Annotated in this window: 8 protein-coding genes; 5 read left to right on the top strand and 3 right to left on the bottom strand. The window is 53.1% G+C overall.

Annotated features, from left to right (window positions below):
- Positions 1-63 precede the first annotated feature (63 nt).
- From U4012_RS22770 to U4012_RS22760, 3 genes are all read left to right on the top strand, one after another.
- The gene (locus tag U4012_RS22770; RefSeq protein ID WP_321801672.1) at positions 64-390 is read left to right on the top strand and encodes an H-NS histone family protein; all 327 of its coding nucleotides are present in this window, start codon (positions 64-66) and stop codon (positions 388-390) included.
- Between the two features lie 380 nt (positions 391-770).
- Positions 771-2,399, top strand: coding sequence for an AAA family ATPase (locus tag U4012_RS22765; protein WP_321801670.1), 1,629 nt, complete (start codon positions 771-773; stop codon positions 2,397-2,399).
- Entirely contained in the window at positions 2,399-3,235 is an 837-nt protein-coding gene (locus tag U4012_RS22760; RefSeq protein ID WP_321801668.1) for an HNH endonuclease signature motif containing protein, read from the top strand. Before U4012_RS22765 ends, U4012_RS22760 begins: the two co-directional genes overlap by 1 nt.
- Before the next feature lie 225 nt (positions 3,236-3,460).
- On the opposite strand, the gene U4012_RS22755 is transcribed toward U4012_RS22760, so the two are convergent.
- The 3 genes from U4012_RS22755 to U4012_RS22745 are packed head-to-tail and all read right to left on the bottom strand — an operon-like array spanning position 3,461 to position 6,574.
- Entirely contained in the window at positions 3,461-4,534 is a 1,074-nt protein-coding gene (locus tag U4012_RS22755) for a serine/threonine-protein kinase (RefSeq protein ID WP_321801667.1), read from the bottom strand.
- Positions 4,531-5,532: a serine/threonine-protein kinase gene (locus tag U4012_RS22750; RefSeq protein ID WP_321801666.1), complete on the bottom strand. Its 1,002-nt coding sequence runs from the start codon at positions 5,530-5,532 to the stop codon at positions 4,531-4,533. Before U4012_RS22750 ends, U4012_RS22755 begins: the two co-directional genes overlap by 4 nt.
- Before the next feature lie 34 nt (positions 5,533-5,566).
- On the bottom strand, positions 5,567-6,574 hold the full coding sequence (locus tag U4012_RS22745) for a PP2C family protein-serine/threonine phosphatase (RefSeq protein ID WP_321801665.1): 1,008 nt from the start codon (positions 6,572-6,574) through the stop codon (positions 5,567-5,569).
- A gap of 1,123 nt (positions 6,575-7,697) precedes the next feature.
- Here U4012_RS22745 and U4012_RS22740 point away from each other — a divergent pair.
- Positions 7,698-8,606 (top strand): ATP-binding protein, encoded by a 909-nt coding sequence (locus tag U4012_RS22740; protein WP_321801663.1) that lies wholly within the window; start codon positions 7,698-7,700, stop codon positions 8,604-8,606.
- Positions 8,603-10,834, top strand: a complete 2,232-nt coding sequence (locus tag U4012_RS22735; protein ID WP_321801661.1) for a S8 family peptidase — start codon at positions 8,603-8,605, stop codon at positions 10,832-10,834. The genes U4012_RS22740 and U4012_RS22735 overlap by 4 nt, the downstream gene beginning before the upstream one ends.
- Positions 10,835-11,298: the final 464 nt, after the last annotated feature.

Here is an 11,298-nt window from a genome sequence, read left to right as displayed (position 1 = left end):
GCGTTCGCCTAATTTTGCGACACGATTGCACCCAACCTGCAATCGCCTTCGGGACATCGTCACATGAACAGCCCTACCATTCGAGAATTGCAGAAGCAGCTCGGTCAATTGAACCTGCTTGTTGAAGAAGCAAGGCAACGGGAAAAGCAAGCCGTACTTGCCGAGATCGGCGAACACGTGAACGAGTACGGCATCAGCGAAATCGAGCTGCTGCGCGCTGCTGGCTTCATCCAAGCCAAGCGAAAGAAGGCACCAGCCAAGTACTATGATTCCAATACAGGTCAGTCTTGGTCCGGGAAAGGTCCGCGTCCCAAGTGGCTCGTCGGAAAGAACCTCGACGACTACCTCATTCGCGAGGCACCAAAACCTTGGTGGCCGGAGCGAACCTGACCGATCATCCAATCCTGACAGTTGACATGTAGCGCTTGCAGCGCGAGCGGCATCTGACTCTGCGAGCCAGCATCTTCGTGAACCATCCACAGCGGATTGACGTTACCCCAACTTGCTTACGCGCCACTTGTGCGCAGCGAACCGGGTGTACCGACTTAGAAGTCAATCGAGTGCATACAAAGGTTCGAAACCGAAGCATCGGTCCGATCTGTCAGCCCCTAAAATCCCCTTACAGCAAGGAGACACAATGAGCCGGACCGTTGACGAAAATAGACAAAGTACACGCCAAATCGTGGAAAATCAAAACATCCGCTAACAAACTCACTCCTTGCGACAATTTGCTTTGACATCTACATCAGAATAATGCAGAAAGGATATGCATGCCGAAATTCACATTTTTAGTCCGAAAACCTCGTGGAACATGGCCACGGGAAGGACTGCCAGCATTCGTACTAGAGCAGGATAATTGGAATGACTATGGATTTCAGACCCTATATAGGCTATCTTACGCCAAGATAGACGAAAAGGGACGTATCCAAGAAGACTTGATCGGCCCCGTCAAAATTCTCCGCGCGGGACAAACTCCATCAGACGGCATTCTTATTACAAAGCCTTTCAATCGGCTCGGTGACGAATTCTGTTCCGTAGGAACGTCACTTGACTACTACGAACGGGTGAAACTCCTTCCGGCCAATCTTCGTCGCAAGATACTTAGGGCATTGCGTGATGTGGTTGCCAATCCAGAACTAATGGACCAGTTTAAGAAGGAGGAAGGATGGCGCACGTCGCTCTTCAGAGATGAAAAGGATGATGGTTACTTACAACTCGCGAGCGGCCTTCTCACCGGTGACTATAGTCACTTACCAGGAAGCGACCTACGGTTTTCGTTCGCTGCCCCAGGGTGGCTCCAACCAATCGAGTTCCACTTTTCAGGAAGCGAAGAACGTTCCGGCACTCGGCGTACGCCCACGCTCCCCGAGCGTGTAGCCGTATTGGTCGGTCGCAATGGCTCCGGTAAGAGCACACTGCTTGCCCGTCTCGCACGGGTGGCGCTTGGCACTGTTAGCGAGCGCCAGGAAACACCATTGCTTGATCTTGGTTCAGTCGAACCGTCGGGTATCGGCTTTCCACGAGTCATCACAGTAGCCTTCAGCCCTTTCGACAGCTTCCGCTTACCCGGCAATGATGGGAGAGACCGCCGTAAGATTGCCGCCGAATTGAGCGCTGGCAAAGGGCGCTTCGCTTTTATTGGACTTCGAGACATGGCTGCGGAGGGAAAACGCCAGCCGCACACCGGCGTCTTAGACGATGTTGACCGACTTCCCAGCACACGACTGAAGTCTGTCCAACAACTGACAGATGAATTTGAGCGCTATTTGACTCAAATTCGTGAAAAAGATAGGACTGTCGAACTCAATGATTTGTTCATGTCGCTTCTTGCTGATTCAGCACTTTCCTCCCTTGCCAGCAAAGGTATCAGCAATAGCTCTTCAGAAGAAATCCGACACTCCTTCCTCCTATGCAGCACCGGGCACAAAATCGTCTCTCTAGTGATATGCGGGTTGATCGCGACCCTAGAACGCTCATCACTCGTGCTTTTCGACGAGCCAGAAACACATTTACATCCACCGTTGCTAGCAGCAATGATGCATGCTCTCCGAAAGATTCTGGAAGAAAACGAATCATACGGAATTATCGCCACACATTCGCCAGTGGTAGTTCAAGAATCTCTTGCAACTCACGTTAAATTGGTTTGCAGAGATGGAACGACTGCTATTACAAAATCCCCAACACGCGAAACTTTTGGAGAGAGCATCGGACTTATCACCTCCGAAGTTTTCGGCCTCAATGCTGAATCCACCGATTACCACAGAGTGCTTGATAAGCTTCTTAAGCAATATGATGATCAAGACGAGATTGAGGATCTGTTTATGAATGGCCAAATGAGCCATCAAGCACGGTCATATGTCATGGCAAGACGCTTGCAATCAAAAACGGATAACAGCTAATGTGGAATCTTAAAAAACCCGACGTCTCGCGCGTACGGGATGATCTGGATACGGTATTCCCGGACGATCAAGCCGGATTGGTAGTTGGGTCGGTCCAAAAGGATGTCATTGAGCGCTTGTATAACGAATACATTCAAGCTAATGGACGGCCCAATTCCGCGTGGTTGCAAGGGGGACTATCCAAATCCGTTCGCGAAGCTCTGCTCGAAGCGTATGGCCAAGTGAGCGACACCGGTAAGCTCAGCACGCTCCGATCAGCACTCAAACTTTCCGTCAACGAGTGCCCGTATTGCGGATTCGGTGAGATCAAGGATCTCGATCATCATTTACAGAAGGCACATTACAACTGCTTCAGTATTTTCCCACTTAACCTTGTTCCCGCGTGCTCAAAATGCAATGGCCACAAGCCGCGCAAACCTCGGAGCGACCCGAACAAGCACCATTTGCACGCATATCTCGAGGATGTCTCCAAGCATCGCTTTCTTGTCGCCGCTGTGACGATAAAAGGGAAAGCCATGAGCGTCGAGTTCAAGATCAAGCGCAGTGCTGGAATGAACAGAGAGCTAAAAGCTCGCTTGGAGCAACACCTTGACGATTTTCATTTGAATGATCGTTATCCCGCACAAGTCAATATTTTTCTTAGCGAACAGAAAACTGGAATAGAAATGGCATACGAGTATGGAGGTGCCAAGGGACTCCGTATGTTCTTGGAGCGCAGCGCAGCTGCTGACGAAGATGTCTTTGGTAAAAACGACTGGAGAGCCGCCCTGCTGCTCGCACTCGCGAAATGCAAACCATTTTGCAAAGGGGGATTCTACAAAGTGCTAGGGTATTAACCGATGGTCTCGATAGACACGCATCAATTGAAAAATTCGGCAAGTCACCTATCAGTGAGCCTTCAAATGCGCATCCACAATCGGTTCCGGGTGCCCCTCGCGACGTGACCATAGCGCTCGCTTCTTGTTCTCTCAGCAGCAAGGCGGAGCATGCCGACCATAACCCGCATACCGCCGTCTGCCGCACGTATTGGCATCGCGCCGGATCTCAGTTACCTATCGAAATCACGATTTCAGTACAATCACTGGATGCGCTCGTTGACGTGGAGATCCAGGGAAACTTGCGTAACACACTGTTCTATTCCCTTTCATATCAGGCTGAATTTCGCCGTAAACGCTCTCCGTGCTGAAAAAGACTGGATTTTTGCCGCCATCGATAAAGCCGCTATATCCATTCTGTATAAATTTCTCAATCTTCCCTACTTCTCGATCGATCGCCAAATAACAAAGATCTTGACATTGCCGGACAAGGTCCTCCGCCGTTGGGCGAACTGCAGGATCATACAACAAGCAACTGTCAATAATCGATTGCAGTTCTCGCGCCAACGGAGCAAATTGAGCGTTTGAAGTCATGAACGCAGGCCAGGGCTTCCGGTCACGATTCTTGACATTGACAGCCGCTTCGAGATAAACGCCAAACGGAAACTCGCCGGTCAGCAGTTTAAACATCATTGCACCAACGGACCAAATGTCGATTTCCGGACCTGGATATTCGCCAGGCTTACGAAACATCATCTCTGGGGCCATAAACGGTAATGCCCCTCTTACCGTGCCAGACGTCGAACGCGTCAAGTCGCCAGCCTTTGCGGCTTCATCAAACACTTCCGCCGTTAGCGTGGCGATGCCGAAGTCGGTAATCTTCAGGTTGTGAAGATTGACACCAGCAGACGCCATGATATTGCTCGGCTTCAAATCGCGATGGATCACACCAACGCGATGTGACGCGGCAACGCCTTTCGCGAGATGATGGAGCACCCGTGCCCCCAAGTGCGGATCAAGGACGCCGAAACGTTCGAGCTTTTGCTCCAGAGACTCACCCTCAACAAACTCTTCGACCAGATACGCGACGCCGTCTACGAAGTAATCAAGCGTCTTCGCCACGTCATGGTGATTCACTCGTGCAGCAATAACCGCACTATCAGCAAACCGCTTCGTGGGCTGGCCTGCTTGAGGCGTTTTCAACGCGACATCTACATTTAGCAGGCCATCACGCGCCCGATACACATCCTGCATCCCGCCACGCCCAACGTGTTCGATGACGGTGTAGCGGCCGCCAATAACTGTCCCCGGACTGATCACGACATCACCTCTGGATTCGACACATCGAAAGTTACAAACGTCCTCGCGGAGGCGGCAGCGCCAAACGTAATGACGCAGCAATCCGGTAGCACCGTTCCGACTGACACAGGTTTATTGTTGATCGAAACAACACCGGAAAACGCAAGGACGGAAAAGCGGAAACCGTCATATCCGATTTCGACGGACCCAATAGTTCCGTAGGTCAACGTCATCTTTCGCGACGCAGCATTGAGCTCATGAGCCTTTCCACTCATCACAACGAGCGCACGATGCTTGTCCCTCAACAAATGCTGACGCAGCGCCTCTTCAATCTCTCGCATTCGCGGTCGATCAGCTGGCTTGTAGCTCAGACACCGCTCCAATATCGAGACCAAATCGTCCGGGAGACTTCCCCTAAGACTCGAAAGCGCGCCAGCAGCTACTGGTTCCGGTGGCCGTTCGAAGATCTCCTTCGGAGGTGTGGCGTTCAGTAGCGCGAGCGCCGTTACACCAAACGCATACACATCAATCGAAGCATCAAAACTGATTGTCGCACCGCCCCACAACTCGGGTGCCATATACCCAATCGTACCGATGATACTTCTGGTCTTGGCGTCGGCACCTTCGCGCCTTGCCAGTCCAAAATCCAGAATTTTTACGACACCACTGCCATCCACGCGGATATTGCTGGGCTTAATATCGCGATGGATTACATCCGCCGCATGAATGTCCGCAAGTCCACACGCGATCTGCCAGAGGATCTTCAGGTACGCGTCACTTGGAACATACCCTCCAATCTCCAAATTGCTCCCATTGATGTATTCCAAAACCAATGCGGTCTTATCCTGGCCATCGTTAATGGAGATTACATCAAAAAGCTGAACAACGTGCTTCGATCGCAATTGAATTAGTGCCTTCTGCTCGTCAAGCAGCCTTCGCTCGTCCTCGCCATCCTTGAGCAACTTGAGCACCACATCGCGCTGCAGATGCTTATCCGAGCAGTAGTAAATATCACCCATACCCCCACCGCCACTCCCCCCGGACAACTCGTATCTACTTGGAAGCTTCACTGCTTTTCTCCGAAGCCGTTGAATCTTTATCGTCATCAATCTGAATTACAAGCTGTGGCCCGTTTGCACTTTTCTTTTCCGGGACTGCCTCCTTTCTTGTCCTGCGTTTTCTTGGCTTTTTTGCCACCGGGTCATTCTCAGTTTGATCCCCTGTCCCGCTTTCAGCCGTCCGCGTTTGATTGAGACCAACGTCCATGCTTCGCTTCGGCTGCTCAGGCGGTACGGTGGTCGCGAGAACTAAAAATTCCGCAGAGCTGAAAGGATCCCAAATACTAACACTCGCGTCCGTCGCGCTTCCGAAATCGTCACGTAGTCGCCTCATATCCACGGCGGCCAATGACGCATTATCGGGACTGCCGCACCATCGCGCCATTGCGGTCAACCGCTCGGCGGCTCGATAAATATCTGGGGCTTTCCAAAAAATATCGCAAAGGGCATCGTGATTAATGAAATGCACTCCGTCCGATGTAATCAGTACCCGTTGAGTATCCGAACTAATCACCGAAACATGCGCCTTCAGACCTTCACCCATACCGACGAACTGCAATAGTTCCCGCCCATGACCACCAACAGCTTCGGCCAATGAATCGTCGACGGTTAGCCGGTTTACCGGAGGCGCATTCCTCTCCCCCCCGCCGTATATCCGACTATCACCTACATTTACTAGCACCGATTTACCGGCCAGCCCCACGCAAATAGCGGATAGAGTCGCGCCACCGTTTCCATTATAAAGATCAAATACGGCCGCGTTTGCTTCCTGGGCAGCGAGCTCAATTCGCCGCATCGGATCAGCGATTTCACTACTAGCCATATTCGCAAAAAATACGGCCAGCGTCCGTGCTGCACAGGCGGCCCCGTCCCGCATGCCCCCCATTCCATCAGCAACGGCGATCACGACAAATGGATCGATAGATCGAGAGTGCGGATAAACCCGAATAGCCCCAACCCGATCTTGGTTTTCCTCTCTGGACGCCCCAATGTCTGTTGCCAACGCAAATGGTAGTCCCGCAGTTACGTTTGTAGCTCGATCTATCGTGGAACGAGAGAACCACCGAATGAGCTTATCTTTTAGCATGTTGAGATTATTTTCAAGTTCACGACATCTATAGCCCAAGAGCACAAAGCTCTACTTCTCGGAACCGGTGCAATTGGCTTTGTTTTCGTGCCCACCGATACACAATACCACGCAGCGCGTAAGATGGGGCGCTAACCTATCCTCAACCAACCACGCAGGCGCACGGACTACCGCCCCTCGTCAACGTCCACGCCTTCGGAGTCGGCTTCCCTCGAATCATCTGGCCGTCATCCTTCGCGAGGTAGGAAGCCACGTAGTCAGCCAGTCTGGCGGCCTGAACCGGATCAGCGCAGTCGATAGCATCAGTGGCCCAGCACCCTTGTTCCCTGACTTCGCGTGGGCCGGTCTTTCATTGCAGTCGTACCTTATGCTTCGTCCGCCGGTTACCGTGCGTCATCGATCACTGATCTCGTTCCATTCGTCTTGCACGGTATCCGGACGCGCACGACACTCCGCGCTTCAGACACTCCGCGCTTCATTGTCGCATTGACTTCCTCGGAGGCCCATTGCCGCTGCTACAACCGCTTGCAATGAGCAACGTTCCGTGGATCGCCTGCGCTCGACTCAGCAAACTCCCTACCCATCTCCAAGAAGCTCCAGTGGATCGCTCCATCGTTTTGCCTACCCCTGCACGCTATCTGGCACTACGACGTCGCAGCAGCAAGCCATCGCGCGACGTTTCTTCTGGCGGCGCCGATACTGTTCGTATAAACAGGTTTTCGTTGCACCCGCCTCCTCTGGGTGAGATAATTCCCTCACTAGACCATCTCATGTTTGAATATTTTGGCTACTTTTCATACACTTACATTCGGCATGGCCTAAAATGAGCAACACCATCAACGAACTAGTCCAGATAGCAAGATACGGAGCAGCCGGTGATGCCGAGAGAGTTCGAATCCAACTCATGCGATTGATACGCTCGCTGAGAGCGGCACACGACCCCTTGGCAGACGTACTGTCACAGGTCATCGTCAAACCCGAAGCGGGCGGGGCGCCAACAAGGGCAGTGCGAAGAGCAGCGTCGGGCGTCGGACATGCCGTGCCTGTCGACCTCGACAGCCGTCTCGATCTCCTTCGCGTCGAAGACCCGCCGACGCTTCCCCATGCTCTTGTGTGTGCTGACGGAGTCGATGTTCAGCTAAAGCGCATATTGGATGAACGAAAGGCTGTCGCCAAACTGCGGAAAGCAGGATTGGAACCGACGCGCACTGTGCTGTTTACAGGTCCGCCAGGGGTCGGCAAGACGATGGCCGCAAGACGAGTCGCCATTGAGTTGCGGCTACCGCTGCTCGTTCTTGATCTCGCTACGGTCGTAAGCAGCTTTCTCGGAAAAACTGGTAACAACCTAAAACAAGCATTTGAATTCGCTCGGCGCCAGCCATGCGTCTTATTGCTCGATGAGCTCGACGCCGTTGCGAAGCGCCGTGACGACGACGCTGACATAGGCGAGTTGAAACGCCTCGTGACTGTGATTCTTCAAGAGATGGACCTGTGGCCTTCGGAAAACCTACTGATTTCAGCTACCAACCATGGCCAGCTACTTGATCCAGCCGTATGGCGGCGCTTTGAAACCGTAATCGATTTCCCCCGCCCTAGCTGCGACGAGCTCAAACGACTCGGCACCGCTATGACAATGAAAAGCGATCCGCTGCCGAAAAGTTGGCGACTAGTCCTAGCCATCTTAATGGCCGGCACATCACAAAGTGATTTCGCACGAGAGGCCGATCGGCTGCGTAGAACGATCGTAATCGGCGGATTAGAAGCCGGGGAAAGGCTCTTAACTGAAGTGGTAAGCGAGCGGTCTAGAAATCTTGAAAAAAGCGACCGCAAAGAACTCGCTGTTTCATTGGTGAAAGACGCCGGTCTCGCGCAACGCGCGTCAAGTCGCGTAACGGGAATTGCGAGAGAAACGTTGCGAATTGCCCTTAGTGAGGAAAACAACAAGTGAGTGAAAAGGTCAACTTCATTTTGGGGCGCGGCGAGAACCTGTCGGTTCCCGTCCCATATCAAAACCGCGACAGCCGAGCGGTACCGCCGTATTCTTGGGATGAGCAGCGCTCGTATTTGTTACCGTTACTGACGAAGCAAGCGGCCGAGATGGCGAGCCTTCCTATAGCCGCGTGTCCCGGAGACCAGGCAGTTTCGTTGATGACACTGCACCCTCAGTACTTGTCGCGTAGCGCCTTTCCGGACAAGCTACTCCGCCAGTTCGATCTTCGACTCATAGGCAGCAAGCCGGTGAAGGTACGCCCACGGGCGGGAAGGGGTAACGATAACGAAGCGGGCGCAGCGTCGACAGCAATTTTCGTTGCCGGCAAGCGAACAGCGTTCAAGAAGTTGGCCGAGGATGCTACTCACATCAACAGCCAAGACAGCGCGTTCTCAGACCTTCTAAAGCTTGAGCGCGTTGCCATAATGAGCCCGTCTGATCGCATCATGGGAAAGATCGCCTCTAAGGAACCTCAACCACTAGAAGTGGTGGTCCATTTCGACACGTACGTCGATTTTGAATGGGAGGCTGATTTCCTTGAATTCGCAAAAGAGGCTGGCGTCGAACTCGATCAAGAAAGCAACTATCAGACACGTGGCCTCCTCTTTCTACCGGGGTCCGGAACAGCTGCCGCGGCAGAGCGGCTCGCTCGATTCGCTTTTGTACGGGCAATCCGTCCCATGCCGAAACTGCGAATTTTGGAGCAACCAGCCGTTGTGCGCTCGGCTTCCGTGCCGCCGCATGTCTTTTTGCCAGCCGAAGGAGCAATCGACCCAGACTGTACAGTCGCAGTGTTCGACGGCGGACTGAAAGACGATCATCCCTTCGGCGCATGGGCGCAAGGTATAGAGCCAAGCGATTCTGACAAAATCGGCGCCCCAATTCCCGATCTCCAAAATCATGGCACTGCTGTAACGTCAGCTGTGTTATTCGGTCATGTTGAAGCCGGGTATCAGCCTCGGCCATATTGCTCCGTCGACCACTATCGCGTGCTCGGCACTAAGACCAACGATCGGTCTCTGTACAACGTAATGCTTTACGTTGACCGTATTCTCTCCCAAAGCAACTATTCGTTCGCTACATTCAGCTTCGGTCCTTATGAGGTCGCCGGTGATGATCTGGTAACGGCATGGACGTCGATGCTTGACGATCACTTGGGAAGCTCTGAGCTGCTCGCAACCGTCGCAGTTGGAAACGACGGAGATCGTCCGTGGCCTCAATGTCGCATTATGGTCCCCAGCGACAGCGTAAATGCAGTGGCTGTCGGCGCCACCGATTCGACTGGTCCACTCTGGAGGCGCGCGCCATACAGCTCGATTGGCCCTGGTCGACACCCCGGAACCGTAAAGCCGGACGTGGTGCACTTTGGTGGCATATCAACCAACCCCTTTCGGTTCGTGTTTCCCGGCCCAATCATCGCAGAGGACTGGGGAACCAGCTATGCGACACCGGCAGTAATGCGTATCGCCGCAGGGCTTCGAGCCTACTTCGGCAGCGCGCTATCCCCACTAGCAATTCGAGCATTGCTACTCCATTGTTCGTCGCCGGCAGAACACAATCGAGACGAAGTCGGTTGGGGAGCCGTGCCGACCGAAATATCTGACATCGCGGTGTGCACTAATGGCTCGGTCCGCGTGCTGTACCAAGGAAAGCTCAAGCCGGGAAAAGTACTGCGCGCTCAAATCCCACTTCCCAAGGAACAATTGGCTGGTGACGTTATCGTAACAGCGACGTTTTGTTACACCTGCACTACCGATCCTCACACACCCGGCGACTACACCCGAGCAGGGTTGGAGGTAACCTTCCGGCCGCACTCCCAAAAATTCGATAAAGACCCTCTCTATCCTACGCCAAGCAGCTTTTTTAAACGCCACGATCGTAGCCGAGAACAGGACCTTCGCATTGACGCGCATAAATGGGATACGGTGCTACACAATCGTGCCAAAAAGCGCGCTAGCTCATTACATGAGCCAGTTTTCGATATTCATTATCTAGCACGCCGTCCAGGTGATCCCGGCAGTCCGAATGACGCGCCGCATCTGTCATACGCACTTGTTGTGACGATACAAAGTCCCAAAAACCGAGATTTGTACGATAAGGTCCTAACACGCTACGCCAATCGATTGGCCGTAATTCGCCCTCGGCTGGATCTTCCTGTACAAGTTGGTTCCGGGCGCCAGGACTGACGAGAGGCTACTGCGTTAATTCCAATAGCTCTACGGGATGCCCCGCTGCACGTGGCCTCGCCGGTTAAGCGTTTATTTCGCGCTTGATACCTCGGCAGCGGCGAGCTTCACGAACTCCCACCACGACACCCACCTTTCATAGCCTCACGTTTGTAGGAGCAGATGAATGGAAGATCCAAGGATAGTAACTTCTCTGCGCGATGTCTCTGAAACTTGGGCAACTACGATCGTGACAAGTGAGGTGCCCGTGAAACAATGCCCGCGAACACAGCTCTGCGTTATCGATACTCTGGGACTCGATGCGTCCCGAGCGGGCAAGAGTGTCACTCCATTCAAACTCATTGGACAATCTCGAAGCCAGAGGCACGCTCAACTATCTATTCAAGGCCGACCTGAGCTTCGGCGGCTTTGTCGAGCTTCGAATAACGTGAAAGTGCATCACGCGAGCTCGACCGCCCAGCCTG

The organism is Burkholderia sp. BCC1988 (assembly GCF_905339895.1).
Lineage (GTDB): Bacteria > Pseudomonadota > Gammaproteobacteria > Burkholderiales > Burkholderiaceae > Burkholderia.
Note: the sequence above shows the minus strand (reverse complement) of the source record. Positions and strands in the feature narration are given on the sequence as shown.